Below are 22,615 nucleotides of genomic sequence, written 5' to 3' on the forward strand. Positions count from 1 at the left end.
TTCGTTAAACCAAATATACGTCTTTTTTGTTTTTTCGTCAATCATTTTCCATTCAATCGTTATTTTTTCATTAGTTTTGCATAATTTATTGTATTTATTTTTGTGCATTATTCTTTGTTTTTTTCTTTTACGAAACTTAGCTAAACATTTATTTTTCCTATAGTTCATTGATTTTTATCATGCTATTGTATATAATAAAAGAAGAATTATTTTCTACTCTATGAAAGGTTTGCAAATTATGACTACAATCCAAGATATTGCTGATAAAATGGGGATTTCTAAGAGTACTGTATCCAAAGCTCTCAACGATGCACCTGATATCAGCGAAACTTTACGGAAACAGGTTTTAGAAACTGCTGTAGCACTTGGTTATACTAAACTGCGGCGTTATAAAAAGCCTGTAAAGAAAATCTGCATTATAATAGAAAAAGAGAATATCCTGTATGAAGAACCCCATCATTTTGCCTATGACATTCTGATCGGTTTTCGCCAGATGGCTGAACCGGCCGGTTTTGATGTTGAAATTGTACCTGTTGATGTTCAGATGCAACGCAACCAACATTATGATGTTTTTATGCTGGAACATGATTATGTGGGCGCATTTGCACTTGGCTTTTCTCTGAATGATCCATGGATCCGTGACTTTAAAACCAGCCATACACCTGCCGTACTTTTCGATAACTATATTATTGGAAATCCGGCCACCGCTTATGTAGGTATCGATAATGATGAGGGAATGGAAATTGCTGTCTCTTATCTTACCAGACTCGGACACCGGAATATCGCCTATCTCAGCGGTTCCCTTGGATCTCAGATTCTCCAGATACGACATGCAGCCTTTCTCCGTGCCATGCACCAACATGGACTGAAGACTTCTCCTGCCACCACCGGCTGCTCTTATTATCTGTCAGAATGTATGGAGAAACATTTACCTCGTTTTCTGGAAAATGGAACAACAGCTATCATCTGCAGCCAGGATACCCTTGCGAATGCAGCTCTTATCCAATGCCAACAGCTCGGATATCAGGTTCCTGATGATGTCAGCATTATCGGATTTGATGATCTGCCAATCGCTGCTTATACATCACCTCCACTGACTACAATCAGACAAGATCGTATTGAACTGGGAAAAAGTGGATTCTTTGCGTTATCCAGTCTTCTTAATGGCGTTTCAATCAGTACATTTTTATTGCATACACAGCTGATTGAAAGGAAATCCACAGGAAATGTTCCTGTAGCATAAAATTGCCTGATTATTTATTGATTGAGCAGACTGATAACAGCTCTATACAACAAAAGGTTAGGAAACTCCCTTTCAGGTGTTCCCTAACCTTTTGTTTGTAACATCGTTTATGTTTCTTTCACACTCCGCTAAATCCATGTACTCGGCTCATTTTTTCTATATTTTAACGGAGACACTCCGTATGTTTTTTTGAAGCTTCTGATAAAATAACTTATATTCTGATAGCCACTGAGCATTGCAACCTCTGTAACTGGAATGTCCGAATTTTGTAACAACTGTTTTGCATGCTCCAACCGCAAATATGTAACATATTTTGAAAGCGTAATATGAAAATGTTTTTTAAAATATTGCGATACATATTTTTCAGAAAGATGGAACTGTTCCCCAAATTCCTTTAATGATATCTCCCCTGTAAAACTCTGCTGTATGTATGAAATCATCTCTTTTTCTACAGTATTTCTTCCACTTTTATCATTTTCGATTATAAATCCATTCTCCCACATGTGAAGAATAAATTGTAAAAGAATTATTTTTGTCTTTATCTGAACAGCTATTTCCAACTTCTTTTCATCATTTTTTGCCATATATATTTCGGCCAACTGCTCACACAACTCTTTTGCTGCATCCTTAATCCTTGGTCTTATCATCAAATGACCATTTTTTAATGGAGTAAGCAATTTATCATCTAACATGTCATCTGTGCAAAAAGAGATATATTCAAGTGGAAAAAGGAAAGTAAAATAATCCACTTCTCCAGCCTGTGAACCCATGAAATGCAGATTGTCCGGCGACACTACAAAAGCATCCCCGGGGGTTCCAATATAATTTTCTCCTGATATACTTACAGTCAAAAACCCACTTTTTACATATATAATTTCCAGTTCATCATGCCAATGTACCGGTATCTGAAATGATCGTCCCTCATTTTTTATATGATATGTACTAAACGGATCATCCTCTGTACCATGCGGTTTATTTTCCTTTAATTCAAAGTACATAATCTCTCCTATACTTCTATAAGACCTTTACTTTTCCATTTTCCACTCTTCCATCTAAGTACCATTCCCACAGCTCTCGCACATTCGTCACCTGACATAGCAATATATGATCCTACAGCCAGAAGTCCCATGTGTATTCCGAGAAAATAAGTTCCGCCAACTGCAAACAAATACATAAATATTGCACCTAGTATAACCGGGAAAAGTGCGTCTCCACTCGTTTTTAATGCCTGACCATATACAAGGTTTGTTACCCTTCCAAATTCAAGAAAGACATCTACTATTAACAACTTTACCACAAGATTTATCATCTGTGTATCATCAGTAAATATATGCACGATAAAATGTCCTGCCAATGCAAATGTCACGGAAAAACAGGTCGCTGTGATGATACCGTATATCGCAGCTTTTCTCGTTCCCCTGTTACATTCCTCAAACTCTTTTGCTCCAATTCTCCAACCGGTCATAATTGCATTTGCCTGAGCAAGGGCAGCTCCCACACAATATGAGAAATTTGCAATCTGTACAGCATATGAGCGTGCTGTAACATTCATTCCATCCACATCCATCTGATTCATAAAACGCACAATAAAGGTCATTGCGATGTTGTAAAGTGCTGTTTCAAGCGCAGAAGGAAAACCAATCTTAACAATCTGCGCAAATATCTTTCTTGATGCAATTCGCTCAGGACTCTGTTTTGCTTTTATAAGCACAGCCCCCATACCTGCTACAATAATAAGATTTACAACTCTTGAAATAACCGTGGCAACAGCAACTCCCATTACACCCCAGTTGAATACAAATAAGAATACTGAATTAAGTATTATATTGAGAACATTTCCAACAACAGTTCCTATCAAAGAATGTTTTGTATATCCAAACACTCTCAAATAACTGGAGAAAATAGGAATCAGTGCATTTAAAAAACATGCGCCGCCAACAATTCTAAGATATATTTCAGCCGGCTCAAGCAAAGCCGGAGCAATACTTACGATTCGAAGTATCCCACCAGAAAAAGTAGCAAGAATGACAGACATTACGATACCTATCAATGCGTTGAATATAAGTCCAAGTTGTCTTGCCTGATACGCTATCCCCGGTCTTCCGGCTCCGATATTTTGTGACATAACAGCTATCATACCCGACGATATTACGCCGAACATGATAATAAAAACACCTATATATGTATTTGCTGTTCCCACTGCTCCTACAGCCTGGTCGCTTACAGATGATAGCATAAGCGTATCGACCATACCTGAAAGCATATAAAATAAAGTTTCTAAGCATATTGGCACAGATAACTGTGTTAATGTTTTTCTTTCAGCTTCCATAGTTTTCTCCTCACATACAATTCAAGAATATTATATCAATAATACGATATATTTCTATGTAATTCTTGTATAATATCCTGTGAAAATTGCACTATTTCTACTTTATCTTAAAAAGTACTAGATCGTGTTACTGAAAAATGGGCCGCAAAATACCCGAATTCTATGAAACGCTGGTATGATAACTGGGATGCAATAACGCCGATTTTCAAGTTTTCACCGGATGTCGGAAAGGTTATTTACACGACCAATGCAATTGAAAGTCTGAATTCTACCTACCGTAAGCTCAACCGTCAGAGAAGCGTATTTCCAAGTGATACAGCACTCCTGAAAGCCCTGTATCTGGCAACTTTTGAAGCCACAAAAAGCAGGTGTTGTATTCTCAGCTGCATAAGCAGTCTGTGTCTGAAGCAAAGGTGTTGTCAGGCAAAGAAATGTCGTTGCTGCAAGCAGACTCTTTTTCACCCTGCTTTTAGTAATTATTCTCTTCTTCTGTTTCATTTTTTCCAGATTCATCATCAATCGGCTGTAAGGAAACGGGCGTTGCTCTTTTTTTAGATGGCATCTTCTAGCACCTCCTCCGTCACTCTCCGATAAGCTTCTGTAGCTTTGCCTTTCGGATCATAAGAGAAAATACTCTGTCCTTCTCTGACTGCTTCCTTCATTCTTACAGAAAATGGAATATAATTATCAAAGACATGAATTTGACTCCCATATACATTTCTGAGAAGCTCCATATTATTTCTGGCATCATTCGTATGAGCATCGACCATCGTAAACAGAATTCCACCGACTTGCAACTTCGGATTGATCTGCTTACGGACCTTACCGATTGTTTTTAATAACTGCTGCAATCCTTTTATTGGCAGGTAGGACGCTTCAACCGGAATGAGGACTTCATCTGATGCAGCCAGTGCATTGATCGTAATCATTCCCAATGATGGCATACAATCAATGATGACTGCATCATATTGATCCTTAATACCATATAATATCTGTTTCAATACATATTCCCTGCTCATTGCATTTACCAACTGTACTTCTGTACCTGCCAGTCCAATGTTAGAACAGATAATGTCTATTCCTTCTGCCTGATGCCTGATATAACAGTCTGAAGGAATATATTCATCTTTCATTACTGCATCCATAAGAGCTGTAAGTGTTTCATTACTTTCATCACAATCACGATATCCAAATCCTGCGGATACCTCAGACTGTGGATCGGCATCAACGATTAACACTTTCATATTCTTTTGTGCTAATCCTACTGCTAAATTAGCTGTACATGCTGATTTTCCCGTTCCCCTTTTTGGGTTTACAATAGAAATTACTTTTGCCATAATCTTTCCCTTCTTTCTTGTCAAATAAAAAGACTGAATCAGACAGCTGAGATATAAATCTCATGCGAGCTAATTCAGTCCAAAACATATTTTTATTCAATTATCACCGCTTTCGTGGTATAGTAAATACATCTCAGCAGAGTTCTGAAATTCTATTACTTCTGTACTGTGTTATTTATAAAAGAGAGGCCTTTCCTTCATAAATTCGTTGATTGGTTACGAAATTTATTTAGGACTAAATCGCTAGAGCCCTTGTATTATAAGGGGTTCTGCCTTGTGTCATTATAATAACACAAGCACCCCCGTTTAAAATATTCATCATCGGCACAGGGAGCTGCAGGGTATGACAGCCGCCCAAATACTGATAAAGAGGAAGCCGAAGGGCCCCGGCTGCTGCACGGGCTGCTGCCAGAGATACTGCCAGCGTGGCATTGGCTCCTGCACTGCTTTTGTTCTCCGTTCCGTCGGTTTCGATCAAAAGATGATCGATCCATGCCTGGTTCAGGGCATTCTCTCCGATAATAGCATCTGCCAGACGTGTATTGATATTTTCCACTGCTTTTTTCACACTCTGGCCCAGATATTCCTCCCGGTTTCCGTCCCGCAGCTCCACAGCCTCAAATTTACCTGTGGATGCTCCGGACGGCACCATGGCTCTTCCTGTGTATCCATTAATCCCCACAATTCCTTCACCTACCGTCACTTCCGCTTCCACTGTAGGATTCCCCCTGGAATCAAGGACCTGTCTTGCATGAACTTTTCGAACAGGCAGATAACGTAGCATAAGTTTTTCCCTCCTTGAAAATAATAATACTGTTTATGATCTCCTGCACTTTGTAATTTTCTTCTTATGTTTATGAGGGTAGCTTGTCCGAAAAGGGTTGGGTCTATACCTTTTATCCGGCCTTGATATTGTCTGATTTTTCAGTTCTTTTATTTTTATTATTTTTCTTTTTATGCTTATCTTTATTATTTTTTTAAATTTAGTATTGACATTTTCTATTTTATCTGTTATAGTTTAACCATCAAATAAAACAAACGGAAAACAAAAAACTAAATCAAAAAGGAGCGTGAACCCACCGAAAACATAACTTACTTCCCATAATCTAAGAAAGAGAGGTACAGTCCACCAGAAGATTTAAAGATTTTCCATCATAATTAAAACAAGGAGGTACGGACCACCGAGAACGTAAATTTTAATTCCGTATAAGTTTTAAATCTAAGAAATGAGAGGTATATTCCATTGGATAATGAAAATTAAAAGAGTCATCGGCAGAAGAAATCAATCGCTGATGACTCTTATTTTTTGCTTATTTTGACCTCTGTCTCACAGACATGATCTCATGATCTTCTGCTTTCATATCTTCTTCTTCGTGTTCATAAACATATTAATAACTCCATTTTCTCTGAGGTTCCCATGAAACAAAAACACATCTACCGTCTTATTTTTTTCTTTGTCATGGCTTTTGCTCTTGGCAGTCTTGTAGGAAAGATCTATTCTCATTTTACTTCCGACCCACGATCCCATCCGAATTCTGCCGAAAACAGCCAGACCTCTTCTGCTTCTATGACATTCCAAAATGAAAACTGGGGGCTCGGTTTTCAGGAAGAAGGCAAACGGCCCACAGGAAATGCTTCTATGGAAGAATTAAAAAAATACAATGCCTGGTATGCAGCCGATAGCGATGAGAAAAAAATCTATCTTACCTTTGACGCAGGCTATGACAATGGAAATATGCCTGCCATTCTGAATGCCTTACATAAGCATCAGGTACATGCCACATTTTTTGTTGTGGGGACTCTGATCCGTGAAAAACCGGAACTGATCCGTGAGATCGTAGATGCAGGCCATACCATAGGCAACCACACCATGACACACCCGGATATGTCCGGCATCTCCACAAAGGAAGCCTTTCAGAAGCAGCTTGAGGATGTGGAGGTTCTTTATAAGGAAGCCACCGGAAAAGAAATGACAAAATTTTATCGCCCGCCCCAGGGCATTTACAGCGTGGAAAATTTAGAGATGGCAAAAGAGATGGGATACCACACCTTTTTCTGGAGTCTGGCTTATGTGGACTGGTATCAGGATAAGCAGCCTTCGAAAGAAGAAGCTTTTGAAAAGCTTCTGGGACGGATCCATCCGGGTGCCATCGTGCTGCTGCATAGCACCTCTTCCACCAATGCTTCCATTCTGGATGAGCTGCTGACAAAATGGGAAGAGATGGGATATACCTTCGGAACATTAGAAGAACTTGTGGCATCGGAATCCGCCTGAAAAAAATCGCACATGATCCATGCATCCTCAGTGCCATCGACACGGATCTTCCCACTTTTGAATTCTCCAGATAAGCACACAAAAAATCTGCCCCGGGACTATGTTCTCATATGTTCCGGAGCAGATTTTTCTGTGCTATTGATTTCAGAAAGTGTTCTTCTTATTTAATTGTCTTATTTACTGGACAGCCTTGAATGCCTCATCAAGATCCTGGATGATATCATCGATATTCTCAGTTCCGATGGAAAGACGGATCGTATTTGGCTTGATTCCCTGATCAAGAAGCTCTTCCTCTGTGCACTGGCTGTGTGTTGTAGTAGCCGGATGGATAACAAGGGATTTCACATCTGCAACGTTTGCAAGAAGTGAGAACAGCTCAAGGTTATCAATGAAATCCTTTGCCTTCTGTGCATCTCCCTTGATCTCGAATGTAAAGATGGAACCGCCGCCGTTAGGGAAATATTTCTTATAAAGCTCCTGCTGGCTTGGATCTGTGGATACAGACGGATGATGAACCTTCTCTACCTGCGGATGATCATTCAGATACTGTACAACCTTCAGTGCGTTCTCAACATGACGCTCTACACGGAGAGACAGTGTCTCAAGTCCCTGAAGGAAGATAAAGGAGCTCACCGGAGAAATTGTTGCTCCTGTGTCACGAAGAAGGATCGCACGGATCTTTGTAACAAATGCTGCCGGTCCGCATGCTTTTGTGAAGCTTACGCCATGATAGCTTGGGTTTGGCTCTGTAAGAGATGCAAATTTGCCGGATGCCTCCCAGTCAAACTTACCACTCTCTACGATCACACCACCGATAGTAGTTCCGTGGCCACCGATGAATTTTGTTGCGGAATGAACAACGATATCTGCGCCGTACTCAATTGGTCTTACGAGGTATGGTGTTGCAAATGTATTATCTACAACAAGCGGAATTTTATGTTTGTGAGCAATTTTTGCAAGAGCCTCAATATCTACAACATCAGAATTTGGGTTTCCAAGAGTCTCAATATAAACAGCTTTTGTGTTCTCCTGGATCGCATTCTCCACTTCCTCGAGATTAAATACATCAACAAATGTTGTTGTGATTCCGTATGCCGGAAGCGTATGCTCCAGAAGGTTTGTTGTACCGCCGTAAATATTTTTGGCTGCTACAATGTGATCTCCCTGCTGTGCAAGATTCTCGATCGTGTATGTGATAGCTGCTGCACCGGATGCTACTGCAAGTGCTGCGGAACCACCCTCAAGTGCTGCGATCCTCTTCTCAAATACGTCCTCTGTCGGGTTTGTAAGACGTCCGTAAATGTTACCGGCATCTGCAAGTCCGAAACGTGCTGCTGCATGATCGCAGTTGCGGAATACATAGGAAGATGTCTGGTAGATTGGTACTGCTCTTGCATCTGTAACCGGATCCGGCTGTTCCTGTCCTACGTGAAGCTGTAATGTCTCAAATTTGAATTTTCTCTGATCTCTTGTAATTTTGCTCATGTGTTTGTCCTCTTTTCTTTTATTCTTATATTCGGTAAAATAGTAATTGCTTATCTTATGATCATCTGCTTATCAGCGACAACAACACATTCGCTTTTCTTCGATAAACACCCTTGTTGACTTCTGTAAAACCTTCATGATTTCCTCCTGATCATCACGTTGCTCACCTTGTTTTGTGTGCTCCGTTTTTTGATGATGCAATCATATCACCCTTTTCCTAGTATGTCAATGGGGTTTATCTATTTAGGTTCTCACATTTATTTATGGCTGGCTATAGATTTTATTTATAACGCCACCACCTACAACCTCATCTCCGTCATACATCACTACAGCCTGGCCTTTTGTGATGGCTCTCTGCGGTTCATCAAATTTCACATGAAGGATGCCATCCGGTGTCTGCCATGCAGTGGCAGGCTGCTCTTTGTGACGGTAACGGATCTTGGCAGTCACTCTTTTCGGCTCAGCTAAGCTGTCCACAGAGATCAGATTTACACTATCTGCCTCAAGTTCACTACTGAAAAGATCTGCGTTGTCCCCGAGAACTACCGTATTGGTCTTCGGAGAGATCTCACAGACATAAAGACGGCTGGCCGCCGGAATGCCAAGGCCGCGGCGCTGGCCGATCGTGTAATGGATGATTCCCTTATGGCGTCCGATATAGTTTCCCTCTTTATCTACAAAATCACCTTCCGGTGTTTTTTTACCTGTGTACTTCTCAATAAATTTCGCATAGTCGCCGTCCGGTACAAAGCAGATATCCTGACTGTCATGCTTTCTGGCATTGATAAAGCCATGTTTTTCGGCAATGACACGAACCTGGTCCTTCCGGAGACCTCCAAGCGGAAGCTTTACATGTGCCAGCTGTTCCTGGGTCAGCATATAGAGAACGTATGACTGATCCTTTGTATCGTCCACTGCTTTTTTCAGAAGGTAGCGGTCCCGTTTCTCATCGTACTCCACTCTTGCATAATGTCCGGTTACAATATAATCGTAGCCAATCTCCTGCATGCGGTGAAACATTTTATCAAATTTCAGATATCGGTTACAGTCGATACATGGATTAGGGGTGCAGCCGTTTTCGTAGGCATCTACAAACCTGTCCATAACCTCTGTATGGAAATCTGCGGTAAAATTAAACACGTAGTAAGGCATATCCATCTGATAGGCTACGCTTCTGGCATCCTCAACATCGTCCAGGGAACAGCAGGTCTTTTCCCTGTGGACACCGATATCTTCGTTGTTGTAAAGTTTCATGGTAGCGCCGATGCACTCGTCACCGGATTCTTTTGTCAAAAGAGCTGCCACGGAGCTGTCTACACCGCCGCTCATTGCTATGATCGCTTTTTTCATTTATATCTTAACCTTTCCTGATGATTGATGATTTCTCAGCTTTGCAGTATGTATTCTCTTACGGTTACTGCAATTTCGCATTTATTATAATATGGCAGTTATTCTTTGTCCACGATTTTTCACCCGGAACCTTTGCTTTGCTTCTTTCCTGCAGGCTCTCTTTGGTATATAATAGAAAATATTTTTCAGAAAAGGATGTGACTATATGAAGCTTTCCCTGTTTTCCACGCTGCGAGGATATCGGAAGGAATACCTTCCCAAAGATATTTTCTCCGGCATCATCATAGCAGCTGTTTCCATCCCTATTTCCATGGGATATGCCCAGATTTCCGGGATCCCGGCGGTATACGGACTGTACGGTTCTGTTCTGCCGATCCTTTTGTTTGCTCTATTTTCCACTTCAAGACAGTTTATCTTCGGAGTTGATGCGGCACCTGCTGCCATTGTAGGTGGTGCACTGTCTACTCTTGGCATTGCTGCAGAGTCAGAAGCTGCCATGGATTATGTTCCTGCCATCGCACTTTTTGCAGGTCTGTGGCTGTTTATCTTCTTTCTGCTCCACGCTGATAAGATCGTGGACTTTATCTCCACACCTGTTATGGGCGGTTTTATCAGCGGTATCGCAGTTACCATCATCCTGATGCAGATCCCGAAACTTATGGGAAGTCCTGCAGGATCCGGAGAGCTCCTGGAACTGGCAGAGCATATCTTTGCTGCTGTCAAAAATATCAGCTGGCTTTCCCTCTTCATGGGGCTTGGTGCTCTGGTGCTGATCCGCACATTTAAAAAGCTGGCGCCGAAATTCCCCATGGCTATCGTTATTATGGCTCTGGGTGTTCTTTCCACCGTTGTTTTTCATGTGGACGAAAAAGGCGTAGTCCTCCTGCAGTCTGTAGAACATGGGCTTCCCTCCCTGGTGATCCCGGATTTCGGAAATGTTGATCTGACCCAGGCGGCAGGCCGCGGTCTTATGGTTGCTGTTGTCATTATGGCAGAAACTCTTCTTGCAGAGAATACCTTTGCGTTCCGCAATGATTATAAGCTGAACGACCGTCTGGAAATCCTAGCCTGTGCCGCCGGAAATATTGCTGCCGCCGCAGTAGGCTGCTGCCCAGTAAACGGCAGTATCTCCCGCACCTCCCTCAATGAACAGTACGGTGGAAAATCTCAGGCGGTTTCCATCACTGCCGGGATCACCATGGCTCTGATTCTTCTTTTCGGCACCGGTTTTATCGGATATCTTCCGGTTCCTGTACTGACAGCCATTGTGATCTCTGCTCTGATGGATGTGGTGGAAACCCATCTGGCTGTACGTCTTTTCAAAGTAAGCCGTACAGAATTCTACATCTTCATGGCTGCCGGTTTCAGTGTGCTCTGTCTTGGAACCATTTATGGGGTTATCATTGGTATCCTGCTCTCTTTCGTAGCTGTGATCCTGAAGGCCACCAACCCGCCGCGCTCCTTCCGTGGTATGATCCCTGGAAGAGATGCTTATTTTGATCTGTCCAAAAACCGTTTCGCCTACCCTATTAAGGGCGTTGTGATCTACCGTTTCAGTGAAAACCTGTTTTTTGCAAATATAAAGATTTTTCAGGAAGATATTGAGAACAGCATCCGAAAGGACACCAGGGTAGTGATCATAGATGCCAGTGCTATCAACAGCATTGATGTCACAGCAGCAGACCGTCTGGATGCCATCTCCGCAAGCCTGAAAAAACGTGGGATCCGTTTTTACCTCACAGAACATTCCACCCAGATCAATGACCAGCTGCGTCAGTTCGGCATCGGTCATATGATCAAGGACGGTATGGTCCGCCGTACCATTCTTGCTGCTCTGCATGACGCAGGGATCGAAGCCCCTTATGAACTGGATGTTCCAAAGGAAGACGAGACAAAGCTTCTGCGCCGCAGTATCGCTTTTCTTCCGGCAGAGGAAGAAAATACCCTGGAAGAGTTCGCCTGGGCTTTTGGTGATGATGCAGTAAAAGAGATCGAAGAATCTGTCCATCACATTATTGAACAGCTGCATCAGATCCCGGATATCCAACGTCTCTCCGAAGAAGGTCTGGAAGAGCTTCTGGATAACTGGCATGGGCTGGGTGTTCTGGATGAGGATGAACTGCTTCGAAGAATTGAATTACATATGGATGAGCTGCCTGAGGAATTAACTTCCGACCGGAAACTGATCCTTCATCTTCTAGAAAAGCGCCGTGGCAAGCTGAAAGAAAAAATCCTTGCCGAGCATCCGGAAGTCCTAGAACGGCTGGAACAGCGCCGGAAAAAGCTGGAAGAACGGCTGGAAAAGCAGAATCCGGAAGCTGTTCAGAAATGGAAGCACTGGAAGGAAGAGCATCTCAAAGACTGATTTCTGCATACATCCCTTTCCAGGTCCATGATCAGATTGCAGGGTTTCCTGCATATTTCTCACAGATATTGATAAAATCCTGCATCACGGCAGAAGGCCTGCGATCCTTTTTCCAGGCAAGAAGGATCCTGGTCTTCAGCTTCTCTTCTTCAATGATGCGGATCGGAAGATCTGTACAGAGATCTTCCATGGATCTTGGAAAAACGGCGGTTGCAAGACCTTCCTGCACCCAGAGCATGGCGTCTCTGGGATCATCGCAGACACAGAAAATATCCGGCTGGAGATTTTTTTCTCCAAAGGCTTTCATCAGAAATTCTTCGTACCGCCGGTAAATAATGAGAGGGCATTCAGTCAGCTCTTTAAGGCTGATGCCCTCTTTTTTTGTCTCATTTTCCGGGATCTCCGGAGGAAGGACCGCGATCATGGGTTCCTCATCCAGTTCCAGATAATTTAAACCTTCCAGCTTGATAGGTGTACGCACTACCGAAACATCAATGATCCCATCCATCAGATAATTCAGAAGTGTAAAGGTGATCGCATCCCTTACCTCAAAGTTTACATCACAATTTTCCCTAGAAAATCTGGAAATATAAGGCATAATGGTGGTCACTGTGGTTGGCGTGATCCCGATACGTAAAACCTGTTTTTTCCCTGCTTTGGATACTTCCAGTTCTGTGGAACGAACGTAGCTCAAAATGTTCTCTGTCCTGTCATAAAGAAGCTTTCCTGCTTCTGTCAGTGTCACGCCTGCCCTGGTCCGCTCAAAAAGCTTCACCTTCAGCTCTGCTTCCAGCTGCTTGATCTGATAGCTCAGCGGCGGCTGGGACATGTTCAGTCTCCTTGCGGCTTCATTGATGCTTCCTGTTGCTGCGATCTCATGAAAATATTCCAGCTGTCTGATTTCCATATATAAATCCTTCTTTCTTTATCTGGTATATAACACAGGCAAAACCCATCTACTGCTTATTGCTTTTCGCTGTCCCACAGAGCACTTTCTTAATTCGGTTAAGAAATACTATATCTGCAATACTTTGTAAATACTATGAATATCTTTCCCCCACAATTATCCGAAAAACCATACTTCTATCATCCCACAGATTTTCGTCCCGGGCAATAGCAAAATTATATTATCATACATTAAAAACAATATTATACGTATTATCTCCATAGGAGTATAATAACAGAGGTTTATTATAGAAAAATAAGGAAACGGAGGAAGAAAAAGAAATGCGAACACTTGCAAAATATCTTCGAAATTACAAAAAAGAAAGCGTTCTGGCTCCTTTTTTCAAGTTTCTGGAAGTTGTATTTGATCTGCTGGTGCCTGTCGTCATCGCCCAGATCATCGATGTGGGAATTGCAAATAATGACCACGGCTATATCGTTCAGAAGTTTTTTATCCTGATACTGATGGCTGCTGCAGGACTTGCAGTCAGCATTACTGCACAGTTTTTTGCTGCAAAAGCCAGCGTAGGCTTTGCCACAGAAGTGCGTCAGGCTGTATTTGACCATATCCAGAAGCTTTCCTATACGGAGCTGGACACCCTTGGCACTGACACGCTGATCACCCGTCTTACAGACGATGTCAATCAGGTACAGAACGGAGTAAACATGGGACTCCGTCTTCTTCTTCGAAGCCCGTTTATTGTTCTAGGCTCTATGGTAATGGCTTTTACCATCAATGTACGCTGTGCACTGATCTTCGCAGTTGCCATTCCGGTACTGTTCCTGGTTGTCTTTGTGATCATGTTTTTAAGTATCCCGCTTTTCAAAAAAGTACAGGGACGTCTGGATTCCGTCACCCGTCTTACCAGAGAAAACCTGACCGGTGTCCGTGTGATCCGTGCATTTTGCCGTGAAGCTGATGCCGTTGCGGAGTTTGACGAAAGCAATCTTGCACTTACCAGACTGAACGAATTTGTCGGAAAAATCTCTGCACTTTTAAATCCTGCAACTTATGTACTGATCAATATCGCAACAGTAATCCTGATCCAGACTGCAGGTGTACAGGTAAACCTCGGAAACATGCAGCAGGGTGAAATAGTTGCTCTTTACAACTATATGGCACAGATGATCGTAGAACTGATCAAGCTTGCGTCCCTGATCATCACCCTGAACAAATCCATGGCCTGTGCGGATCGCGTTGCCGGAATCCTGAAGGTCGATTCCACCATGACTTACCCGGACAAAGCTTCCTTACCGACTTTGGAAAGCAGTGACTATGCAGTTGCTTTTGACCATGTGAGTTTCTCCTATGCAGGAACCGGCGCACCTAGCCTTTCTGATATCACTTTTTCCGCAAAAAAAGGCTCTACGATCGGAATCATCGGCGGTACCGGAAGCGGTAAATCCACTCTTGTGGATCTGATCGCCCGTTTCTACGACGCAACCTCCGGAGTCATTACCCTCAACGGTCAGAATGTACAGACCTATTCCAGGCAGGAACTCAGGGAAAAAATCGGCGTAGTTCCTCAAAAAGCAGCACTTTTCCAGGGAACCATCCGCGATAACTTAAGCTGGGGACGTGAAGATGCCACGGACGAAGAAATGTGGGAAGCACTTACCACCGCTCAGGCTCGTGAAATCGTAGAGAAAAAGGACGGTCAGCTGGATTTCCGTCTGGAACAGAACGGCCGGAATCTTTCCGGTGGCCAGCGTCAGAGACTTACCATTGCCCGCGCCCTTGTGAAAAAGCCAGAAATCCTGATCTTGGATGACAGTGCCAGTGCTCTTGACTTTGCCACAGATGCGGCACTTCGGAAATCCCTTCACCAGCTTGGTGGAAAAACAACCACCTTCCTGGTATCCCAGAGAGCCGCCAGCATCCGCCAGGCCGATCTGATCCTGGTACTGGATGACGGTCAGCTTTCCGGAAAAGGAACCCATCAGGAGCTGATCTCTACTTGTAAAACCTACCGTGAGATCTTTTTCTCACAGTTCCCGGAAGAGCGTACCAAATATGAAAAAGCGACTGGAAAGGAGGTCCTGGCATGAGTAAAACAGATACAACCGCCAAAAGCAAAAACAGCATGGCAACCTTTTTCAAGGTACTACGTTTCATTGGAAAATACCGTTTTCTTCTCGTATTAAGTGTGATCCTGGCAGCAGTCACTGTAATTTTGCAGCTGTATGTCCCCGTACTTTTTGGTTATGCCATTGATGAGGTCGTTGCTGCCCACGAAGTTGATTTTACAAGAATGGGATTCTATCTTTCCCGTATTCTTGTCATGATCGTATTTTCCGGCATTGCCACCTGGATCATGAGTGTCATCAACAACCGTATGACCTACCGCACAGTACAGGATATCCGTGCAAGATCCATCCGCCATATCCAGAAGCTTCCTCTGTCCTACCTGGACGGACACAGCACCGGTGATATCATCAGCCGTGTCATCGCAGATACGGATATTCTTTCCGATGGTATGCTCCTTGGATTTACACAGCTGTTTTCCGGTGTCATCACCATCATCGGAACCCTGCTCTTCATGTTCTCCAAAAATGTGTGGATTACTCTGATGATCATTGTCCTGACACCTGTAAGCTTTTTTGTGGCGAAATTCATCTCCTCCCATTCCTTCCAGATGTTCCGCGCGCAGAGTGATGCCCGTGGACGTCAGACTGCACTGATCGAGGAAATGATCGGAAATCAAAAAGTAGTTCAGGCCTTTGGTTACGAAAATCGTTCTTCCGAACGTTTTGCTGCGATCAATGAAGAACTCCGTGATGCCAGCCAGAAGGCTGTTTTTTACAGCAGCCTCACCAACCCGTCCACACGATGTGTCAACAACATCATTTACGCAGGTGTAGCTCTTGCAGGTGCCTTTCTGATCCCGGGCGGTCATCTGACTGTCGGTGGACTTTCCGTACTGCTGGCTTATGCAAACCAGTATATGAAGCCCTTCAACGATATCAGCTCCGTGATCACAGAGCTTCAGAACGCTCTGGCCTGCGCTACCAGGATCTTTGATCTTCTGGAGGAAGAGCCAGAAAGCCCGGATCCGTCCGGAAATCTTGTCGATGTAAAAGGTGCAGTGGATATCCAGAATGTTTCCTTCCGCTACGAAGCGGACAAACCTCTCATTAAAAATTTTAATCTTCATACAGAACCAGGCAGACGTATTGCCATCGTAGGCCCTACCGGTTGTGGCAAGACAACTTTTATCAACCTGCTGATGCGGTTCTATGACGTCACCGGTGGAAGTATTTCCGTAGACGGAACCCCCATCACCGATATTTCCAGACATGCCCTCCGCGGAAGCTATGGCATGGTTCTCCAGGATACCTGGATCAAGCATGGAACTGTCCGTGACAACATCTGTATCGGAAAGCCGGATTCTTCTGATGAGGACGTGATCCAGGCAGCTAAAATGTCCCACAGCTGGGAATTTATCCGCCGTCTTCCAAATGGCCTGGATACCATTCTTTATGAAGACAGCTTAAGTCAAGGACAAAAGCAGCTTCTCTGCATCACCCGTGTCATGCTGTGTCTGCCGCCGATGCTGATCCTTGACGAGGCAACCTCCAGTATTGATACCCGAACAGAAATGCTGATCCAGGAGGCCTTTGACCGGATGATGCAGGGACGAACAAGCTTTATCGTTGCACACCGTCTTTCTACCATCCGCAATGCAGATGAGATTCTTGTCATGAAAGACGGAAGCATCATCGAGCAGGGAAGCCATGAAGAGCTTATGGCAAAAGGCGGATTCTATCAGAATCTTTATAACAGCCAGTTTGTGAAGGTTTCTGAATAATATAAGCTGATTTTAACCGAATCAGGCAACTGGCTAAATACGGATCGCAAATATCCGCCTGACTTAAAATTCTCCGGAACACAGATTTTCTGTACCGGAGAATTTTTTTATACTGTATCAATGATATAAAAAAAATAAACATCTCCATATGATATCTATTTTGATATCCAGGATGATGTCTATTTTTATAAAACTATATTCAGATCTTTTTATATTTTGTCCGAAGAAGCCATTTCTGATCGATCACTTTCAGCTCTTCTCCAAAACGGATGTGAAGCCTTACAGAACCCGGAAGCTGCTCTACATGCTCAATATTTCCGGTTCCGAATTTCGGATGACTGACATCCTCTCCGATCTCATAGCGTACAATACTGTTCTGAGTATTCCTGTGCTGCTGCTCTCTTCTGTAAGTATCCCGCACCGTTACAGTACGGTCATGGATCGGGCTTCGGAGTTTTTTCTCATAGTTGTGTTTCATCAGAGCTTCCCCTGCCTTATAATATGGCGTTGGTGCCGCACCAGTCAGGGAACAGCAGTATTTCCAGGCGCTTCCGTGGGTTCCGTGCTGCCACTGATACTCTGAGGGAATGTGAAAATTATACTGCATATAGTGGGCATATTCATGTTTGTAAAGATCCAGTCGGTCTTCTTTTTTCAGAGGATTTTTTACCGCATAGCCGATAAACAGCAGAGAAAAATGGAAATGCTCTTTTTCGTGGCAGCTGCCTCTTGTATAAGATCCCAGCAGATCCGGCTCCATGCCAAAAGTTATAGGGATCTTTGCTCCGTTAAGATGAAATTTTTTATCGAATTCTGCATAGAGACTTCGGATCTGAGCTGTAAGTATTGGAATTTCTTTCTGCAGGGCCTGTGAAAGTGTCTGATCGATCATTGTATCTGCAACTCCTTATCGTCACCTTTTGCAAATTTATAAAATGAACAATCGCTACTATATCATTTTTCGAAAAAAATGTAAACACCTGAAAAAAATTACTGATCCAGTTCTTTCCTCACATCCGGGAACATTTCCACACAACGTTTCAGGATTCCCTGCATGTAGGCAATGGCAATTCCGTAATTGGTGATAGGAATCTCCTGATCCAATGCACATTTCTGACGGTAACGCATTTCTCTCTCATTAAGCATACATCCGCCACAATGCACGATCAGACTGTACTTCGTCACATCCTCCGGGAAATCTCTTCCGGAAGAATACTCAAATTCCAGCTCTTTCCCCGTATAATTACGGATCCAGCGTGGAAGCTTGACTGTTCCGATATCATCACACTGCCTGTGGTGGGTACATCCCTCTGAGATCAGGATCTTGTCACCGTCTTTCAGCCGGTCCAGTGCTGCTGCCCCAGCTGCCGCTGTATTTAGATTTCCTTTAAATCTGGCAAACAGAATAGAGAATGAAGTAAGCCAGATATCTTCTGGAGTTTCTTCACTGACTCTGGCAAAGACCTGGCTGTCTGTGATCACAAGCTTTGGTTTTTTCCCCAGAGTTTCCAGTGTATTGGAAAGCTCATCCTCTTTGATCACGATGGCTGCTGCTCCGGCTTCCAGCACATCACGGATCGTCTGCTGCTGCGGAAGGATCAGACGCCCTTTTGGTGCAGCTTTATCTATGGGAACTACAAGAATCGCAAAATCTGATGGTTCAAGGAGATCCCCTACCAGACGCAATTTCAGTTCATCCGTTACTGCCAGCGAAGCGATCTTTTCTTTCAATTCGTAGATATTCTGACCGGTGGCGGCGCTGGCATAAATAGATTGCTCTGTGTTCTGGTTTTCATGATCCTGTTTCTGGCTGACACTACTCTCTTTGACCGCACCCGCATGGGTATTCCGGTTTAAGTTATTATCTGAAGAAAGCCGGTTCCCATCTTTTGTTTTCAGCAGATCTGCCTTGTTATAAACAACCAGATATGGAATCTCCTTCTCTTTAAAAATATGGATCAATTCTTCATCCACACTGGTTTTTCCCACAGTGGCATCTACTACAAGAACTGCTACATCCACTCTGTTCAACACCTGTTTCGCCTTGCGGACGCGAAGTTCTCCAAGATGTCCTTCATCATCAATACCTGGTGTATCTATGATCACCACCGGGCCCATAGGAAGTAGTTCCATGGCCTTACTTACCGGATCTGTAGTAGTTCCCTTTACATCGGATACCACAGCCAGTTCCTGGCCTGTCACCTTATTTACGATACTGGATTTTCCTGCATTTCTTCTGCCAAAAAAACCGATATGTACACGGTCTGCTGACGGTGTTTCATTCATTCCCATAATTTATCCTCTTTTCTTTCAGCATCAGACAGGTCCTCATCCATTCCTGTTCCTATCAACCTGCTTCTTTTTGATTTTTCAAAAGCCGGACATTCCTTCCACTCTTATATCATAGTGTAGTATCTCTTTCAGCATTTCTTTTATCCAACTGTGTGGGACGTGTCATATTGAAATCATAAAGTCGATCCAGCTTTTTGATCTGATCCTGGATGATCTCATCATCATTAGGAAGATATAGCTCTCCTGTATGCATTTTTTCTCATTGAGCGCATGTCAGCACCTCCTTTTTTGCGTTTTTACAAAAATGATACTTTTTATGTTATCATATCCTATATTCACCTACAAGCATGAATTTTCTGAATAATCCGAGGTTTTTTCGTGAATCTGTTATATTTATATATAATCTGCAGATTTATCTTCTGTCAACAGATTTCTGTATTTTTGCTATTCACAAAATCTTCCACCCTGTCGGATCACTTTATTTTTCTGCTCCGTTTCCAATTCTTCATCGGTAAAGATCAACTGGTACTCACTGACATCATTATATTTTATGAGATTTTTTTTGCCAAACTTGGTATGGTCCGCCAGAAGATAGCTTTCCTCTGCATTGGCATACACGCAGCGTTTCACAGCTGCTTCGATCTCTCTAGTGGCCGATGCTCCAAAAGAGGCATCTACTGCACTGGCTCCAAAAAAAGCTTTGTCATAATGAAATCTGGATATATTTTTATTTTGTTATTTATGTGCTATTTTATATACAGAAACACCTATACTCATCTTTTACAGAAAGGATCTCGAATATGAAACTATTATCTTCATTTAAGCCACAGGCTGTTTTCAGCGATATTGACGGCACTTTACTAACCTCAGAACATGTGGTATCTCCGCTGACCAGTTCCGCCATTCATACTTTGACAGATCAGGGCGTTCTGTTTACTATTTCTTCAGCACGAAGCCCTTCCGGCATCCGTCCTATTATTAAAAAAAATGATTTCCATTGTTGTACCATTGCATTCAGTGGTGCACTAATCCTGGATGAAGATCAAAATATCCTTTACGAAAAAGGAATAAGCATTTCTGACGCTTCCAAAATCATTGATGTGATCGAAAAAAAATGTCCTCACGTGACCTGGAATGTTTTTACCTCAGAAGACTGGATCGTAAAAGACCGGACAGACCCTCATGTGATCCATGAAGAAACGGTTGTGGAAACTACCTCTATAGAGGGATCCCTTCAGTCTCTCTCAGATACGCTTATGGTAGATAAAATCCTGTGTATGTGCGATTCTGAATATATGTCACCGTCAGAAACACTTCTTCGCAAATATTTTCCGGAATTATCTATTGCAAGATCTTCCGATTCTCTTCTGGAGATCATGGCTGGCGGCATAAACAAAGCGGAAGCTGTAAAATATCTTTGTGATCTTCGAAAAATCCCTCTTACCAGTACTATTGCATTCGGAGATAATTATAATGATCTGGAAATGCTGGAGGCAGTAGGATGTGGAGTTTTGATGGGAAATGCACCTTCTGAGCTGCAAAAACATTTCTCTTTTGTAACAAAGAGTAATGATCAGGACGGGATTTTTCAGGCCTTTAAAGAATTGGGAGTTCTGAATTAAAGAATATTTATAACAAATAGAAAGTCTCTTCCAGAAGATAATTTTTTATCTGTACCTGTGAAAGAGACTTTCTGTATTTCAGTAGATATTATTTATTTCAGTGCCGTTCCGGCTTTAAAAGCATCGCCGACTTTTTCGCCAAGACGGATATATGCATTGTTGAACGGATCAAAAGTGATCGGTGCTGCTTTTGCAACATCTACGTTTCCATTTTCATCCAGAACGCTCTCATCCACGCTGACATTTACGATCTCACCGATCAGCCGGCAGGTGTCTTTGTCATAGCTTTTCAGCTTACATTCTATACAGATTGGAAGCTCTTTGATAATAGGTGCATCTACTTTTTCAGATTTTTCTGCTGTAAATCCGGCTTTTACAAATTTATCCGGCTCTTTGTTTCCGGAAACAATTCCTACATAGTCGCAGGCTGTCATATGCTCCACATCTGCCATACTTACTGTAAAAGCGCCTTTTTTCAGGATGTTTTCAGTTGTTTTATGATTTTCACTGACACAGATGGAAATTTCCTTATCATCGCTGATTCCTCCCCAGGCTGCATTCATAACATCCGGTTTTCCATCCTCACCATATGTAGCGATCATTAATACCGGCTGTGGATAAGTGTAAGGCTTTGCTCCGAAATCTTTTCTCATGATCTTTCACTCCTTTATTGTATTGCCGTTACTTTTTATAAATTGACGTACAAGCTGCAGACCTCCCAGCGGAACACAGAATTTATCTCTGTGCTGACTGCATTGCTGATACGTTTCTTCCAGATCAAACCACTGTACCTCTTCTACTTCTTCCTTTTGAAGTGTAAGATGATTGATCTCTACCGGGTGATCGTAGATATAAACAAAAGCGATTTCTTCATCCCGGAATATTTTTCCATGAAATTCTCTGGCAAAAGATATGGGGAATTTTCCTGCAAACTGCAGATCAGCTGATTCTGCATGGATTCCCAGTTCTTCTTCCAGTTCCCGTAATGCCGATTCCATTGGTTCATCTCCCGCCTGTATGTGACCTGCAGATGAAGTATCAAATTTTCCAGGAAAGGAGTCCTTGTTTCTGGATCTTTTCTGAAGAAGGATCTCTGTTTTTTCATTCCTCCGACGGATGATCCAGATATGAGCAGTACGATGAGGGATTCCTTCTGCGTGAGCAATACTCCGTTCTACGATCTTTCCAGTGGGATTTCCGTTTTCATCTATGATATCAAATAATTCCATTTTTCTGCTTCTTTCTCATAAATTATTCTTTCTTAACCAAACCAATTTCATTCTAGCATGATTTCGAAATAGTTTCCAGTCTGTTATCAGAAAACATTCTATAGGGGATTACTTGATTCGGTCAAATATTACGATATATATAACGGATATTTATACAAACATATAAAAAGTGGGGCTGTCGCACTAACGTGCGGCAGCTCATTTTATATTCAACACAAAACTATTAATTGACCTTTGCTCCGCTTTTTTCATTATAACGTGCGGCAGCTCATTTTATATTCAACACAAAACGCCGGACTTCGAAAAGCCCGGCGCTTGTGGTATAATTAGTTTA

18 protein-coding genes and 2 pseudogenes are annotated in these 22,615 nt (G+C 42.7%); 7 read left to right on the plus strand and 13 right to left on the minus strand.

Translation table 11 applies throughout. The features are described 5' to 3' along the window. Nucleotides 1–238 precede the first annotated feature (238 nt). Nucleotides 239–1,243: a LacI family DNA-binding transcriptional regulator gene (locus tag GPK58_RS08450; RefSeq protein WP_215638495.1), complete on the plus strand. Its 1,005-nt coding sequence runs from the start codon at nucleotides 239–241 to the stop codon at nucleotides 1,241–1,243. Between the two features lie 128 nt (nucleotides 1,244–1,371). On the opposite strand, the gene GPK58_RS08455 is transcribed toward GPK58_RS08450, so the two are convergent. Beyond that, entirely contained in the window at nucleotides 1,372–2,241 is an 870-nt protein-coding gene (locus GPK58_RS08455) for an AraC family transcriptional regulator (RefSeq protein WP_215638496.1), read from the minus strand. Nucleotides 2,242–2,249: 8 nt separating this feature from the next. After that, nucleotides 2,250–3,572 carry an MATE family efflux transporter gene (locus tag GPK58_RS08460; protein ID WP_215638497.1) on the minus strand — a complete coding sequence of 441 codons (1,323 nt, stop codon included), beginning with the start codon at nucleotides 3,570–3,572 and terminating at the stop codon, nucleotides 2,250–2,252. Nucleotides 3,573–3,689: 117 nt separating this feature from the next. Here GPK58_RS08460 and GPK58_RS13345 point away from each other — a divergent pair. Further along, nucleotides 3,690–3,935 (plus strand): annotated as a pseudogene (locus tag GPK58_RS13345) (transposase); the annotation flags it as partial. 188 nt (nucleotides 3,936–4,123) lie between these two features. On the opposite strand, the gene GPK58_RS08470 reads toward GPK58_RS13345, so the two are convergent. Beyond that, nucleotides 4,124–4,909 carry a ParA family protein gene (locus GPK58_RS08470; protein ID WP_215638498.1) on the minus strand — a complete coding sequence of 262 codons (786 nt, stop codon included), beginning with the start codon at nucleotides 4,907–4,909 and terminating at the stop codon, nucleotides 4,124–4,126. Between the two features lie 298 nt (nucleotides 4,910–5,207). Then, nucleotides 5,208–5,693 (minus strand): annotated as a pseudogene (gene eno, locus GPK58_RS08475) (phosphopyruvate hydratase); the annotation flags it as partial. A 633-nt stretch (nucleotides 5,694–6,326) separates the two neighbouring features. Here eno and GPK58_RS08480 point away from each other — a divergent pair. Continuing rightward, nucleotides 6,327–7,184, plus strand: a complete 858-nt coding sequence (locus tag GPK58_RS08480) for a polysaccharide deacetylase family protein (protein ID WP_215638499.1) — start codon at nucleotides 6,327–6,329, stop codon at nucleotides 7,182–7,184. 177 nt (nucleotides 7,185–7,361) lie between these two features. Here GPK58_RS08480 and GPK58_RS08485 read toward each other — a convergent pair whose 3' ends face one another. Both GPK58_RS08485 and mnmA read right to left on the minus strand, forming a co-directional pair. After that, the gene (locus GPK58_RS08485; RefSeq protein WP_015526804.1) at nucleotides 7,362–8,669 is read right to left on the minus strand and encodes an O-acetylhomoserine aminocarboxypropyltransferase/cysteine synthase family protein; all 1,308 of its coding nucleotides are present in this window, start codon (nucleotides 8,667–8,669) and stop codon (nucleotides 7,362–7,364) included. Between the two features lie 261 nt (nucleotides 8,670–8,930). Continuing rightward, entirely contained in the window at nucleotides 8,931–10,019 is a 1,089-nt protein-coding gene (gene mnmA / locus GPK58_RS08490) for a tRNA 2-thiouridine(34) synthase MnmA (RefSeq protein ID WP_215638500.1), read from the minus strand. A 205-nt stretch (nucleotides 10,020–10,224) separates the two neighbouring features. On the opposite strand from mnmA, the gene GPK58_RS08495 reads away from it, so the two are divergent. After that, nucleotides 10,225–12,384 (plus strand): SulP family inorganic anion transporter, encoded by a 2,160-nt coding sequence (locus GPK58_RS08495; RefSeq protein ID WP_215638501.1) that lies wholly within the window; start codon nucleotides 10,225–10,227, stop codon nucleotides 12,382–12,384. A gap of 31 nt (nucleotides 12,385–12,415) precedes the next feature. On the opposite strand, the gene GPK58_RS08500 is transcribed toward GPK58_RS08495, so the two are convergent. Beyond that, nucleotides 12,416–13,291 (minus strand): LysR family transcriptional regulator, encoded by an 876-nt coding sequence (locus GPK58_RS08500; RefSeq protein WP_092070906.1) that lies wholly within the window; start codon nucleotides 13,289–13,291, stop codon nucleotides 12,416–12,418. 320 nt (nucleotides 13,292–13,611) lie between these two features. On the opposite strand from GPK58_RS08500, the gene GPK58_RS08505 reads away from it, so the two are divergent. Then, nucleotides 13,612–15,378: an ABC transporter ATP-binding protein gene (locus GPK58_RS08505; protein ID WP_215638502.1), complete on the plus strand. Its 1,767-nt coding sequence runs from the start codon at nucleotides 13,612–13,614 to the stop codon at nucleotides 15,376–15,378. Beyond that, nucleotides 15,375–17,138 (plus strand): ABC transporter ATP-binding protein, encoded by a 1,764-nt coding sequence (locus tag GPK58_RS08510; protein ID WP_215638503.1) that lies wholly within the window; start codon nucleotides 15,375–15,377, stop codon nucleotides 17,136–17,138. The genes GPK58_RS08505 and GPK58_RS08510 overlap by 4 nt, the downstream gene beginning before the upstream one ends. A gap of 199 nt (nucleotides 17,139–17,337) precedes the next feature. Here GPK58_RS08510 and GPK58_RS08515 read toward each other — a convergent pair whose 3' ends face one another. From GPK58_RS08515 to GPK58_RS08530, 4 genes are all read right to left on the minus strand, one after another. Then, nucleotides 17,338–18,030 (minus strand): hypothetical protein, encoded by a 693-nt coding sequence (locus GPK58_RS08515; protein WP_015526812.1) that lies wholly within the window; start codon nucleotides 18,028–18,030, stop codon nucleotides 17,338–17,340. A 98-nt stretch (nucleotides 18,031–18,128) separates the two neighbouring features. Further along, complete coding sequence (gene hydF, locus GPK58_RS08520) at nucleotides 18,129–19,430, minus strand: [FeFe] hydrogenase H-cluster maturation GTPase HydF (protein ID WP_215638504.1); 1,302 nt, start codon at nucleotides 19,428–19,430, stop codon at nucleotides 18,129–18,131. A gap of 109 nt (nucleotides 19,431–19,539) precedes the next feature. Continuing rightward, a complete protein-coding gene (locus GPK58_RS08525; protein WP_015526815.1) occupies nucleotides 19,540–19,683 on the minus strand; it encodes a maltose acetyltransferase domain-containing protein in 144 nt (47 codons plus the stop codon). Nucleotides 19,684–19,874: 191 nt separating this feature from the next. Beyond that, nucleotides 19,875–20,153: a hypothetical protein gene (locus tag GPK58_RS08530; protein WP_092070922.1), complete on the minus strand. Its 279-nt coding sequence runs from the start codon at nucleotides 20,151–20,153 to the stop codon at nucleotides 19,875–19,877. A 77-nt stretch (nucleotides 20,154–20,230) separates the two neighbouring features. Between GPK58_RS08530 and GPK58_RS08535 the strand changes: the two genes are divergently transcribed. Next, nucleotides 20,231–21,052, plus strand: coding sequence for a Cof-type HAD-IIB family hydrolase (locus tag GPK58_RS08535; protein ID WP_022426120.1), 822 nt, complete (start codon nucleotides 20,231–20,233; stop codon nucleotides 21,050–21,052). Between the two features lie 92 nt (nucleotides 21,053–21,144). On the opposite strand, the gene GPK58_RS08540 is transcribed toward GPK58_RS08535, so the two are convergent. Next, nucleotides 21,145–21,705 (minus strand): flavin reductase family protein, encoded by a 561-nt coding sequence (locus GPK58_RS08540; protein ID WP_015526817.1) that lies wholly within the window; start codon nucleotides 21,703–21,705, stop codon nucleotides 21,145–21,147. Between the two features lie 6 nt (nucleotides 21,706–21,711). Beyond that, complete coding sequence (locus tag GPK58_RS08545; RefSeq protein WP_147603911.1) at nucleotides 21,712–22,281, minus strand: NUDIX hydrolase; 570 nt, start codon at nucleotides 22,279–22,281, stop codon at nucleotides 21,712–21,714. Nucleotides 22,282–22,615: the final 334 nt, after the last annotated feature.

This window comes from Blautia sp. MCC270 (assembly GCF_018785605.1).
GTDB lineage: Bacteria > Bacillota > Clostridia > Lachnospirales > Lachnospiraceae > Blautia_A > Blautia_A fusiformis.

Coding starts and splice junctions, on each gene's coding strand:
- GPK58_RS08450 (WP_215638495.1), top strand. CDS start 239: ATGACTACAATCCAAGATATTGCTGATAAAATGGGGATTTCTAAGAGT.
- GPK58_RS08455 (WP_215638496.1), bottom strand. CDS start 2,241: ATGTACTTTGAATTAAAGGAAAATAAACCGCATGGTACAGAGGATGAT.
- GPK58_RS08460 (WP_215638497.1), bottom strand. CDS start 3,572: ATGGAAGCTGAAAGAAAAACATTAACACAGTTATCTGTGCCAATATGC.
- GPK58_RS08470 (WP_215638498.1), bottom strand. CDS start 4,909: ATGGCAAAAGTAATTTCTATTGTAAACCCAAAAAGGGGAACGGGAAAA.
- GPK58_RS08480 (WP_215638499.1), top strand. CDS start 6,327: ATGAAACAAAAACACATCTACCGTCTTATTTTTTTCTTTGTCATGGCT.
- GPK58_RS08485 (WP_015526804.1), bottom strand. CDS start 8,669: ATGAGCAAAATTACAAGAGATCAGAGAAAATTCAAATTTGAGACATTA.
- mnmA (WP_215638500.1), bottom strand. CDS start 10,019: ATGAAAAAAGCGATCATAGCAATGAGCGGCGGTGTAGACAGCTCCGTG.
- GPK58_RS08495 (WP_215638501.1), top strand. CDS start 10,225: ATGAAGCTTTCCCTGTTTTCCACGCTGCGAGGATATCGGAAGGAATAC.
- GPK58_RS08500 (WP_092070906.1), bottom strand. CDS start 13,291: ATGGAAATCAGACAGCTGGAATATTTTCATGAGATCGCAGCAACAGGA.
- GPK58_RS08505 (WP_215638502.1), top strand. CDS start 13,612: ATGCGAACACTTGCAAAATATCTTCGAAATTACAAAAAAGAAAGCGTT.
- GPK58_RS08510 (WP_215638503.1), top strand. CDS start 15,375: ATGAGTAAAACAGATACAACCGCCAAAAGCAAAAACAGCATGGCAACC.
- GPK58_RS08515 (WP_015526812.1), bottom strand. CDS start 18,030: ATGATCGATCAGACACTTTCACAGGCCCTGCAGAAAGAAATTCCAATA.
- hydF (WP_215638504.1), bottom strand. CDS start 19,430: ATGGGAATGAATGAAACACCGTCAGCAGACCGTGTACATATCGGTTTT.
- GPK58_RS08525 (WP_015526815.1), bottom strand. CDS start 19,683: ATGCATACAGGAGAGCTATATCTTCCTAATGATGATGAGATCATCCAG.
- GPK58_RS08535 (WP_022426120.1), top strand. CDS start 20,231: ATGAAACTATTATCTTCATTTAAGCCACAGGCTGTTTTCAGCGATATT.
- GPK58_RS08540 (WP_015526817.1), bottom strand. CDS start 21,705: ATGAGAAAAGATTTCGGAGCAAAGCCTTACACTTATCCACAGCCGGTA.
- GPK58_RS08545 (WP_147603911.1), bottom strand. CDS start 22,281: ATGGAATTATTTGATATCATAGATGAAAACGGAAATCCCACTGGAAAG.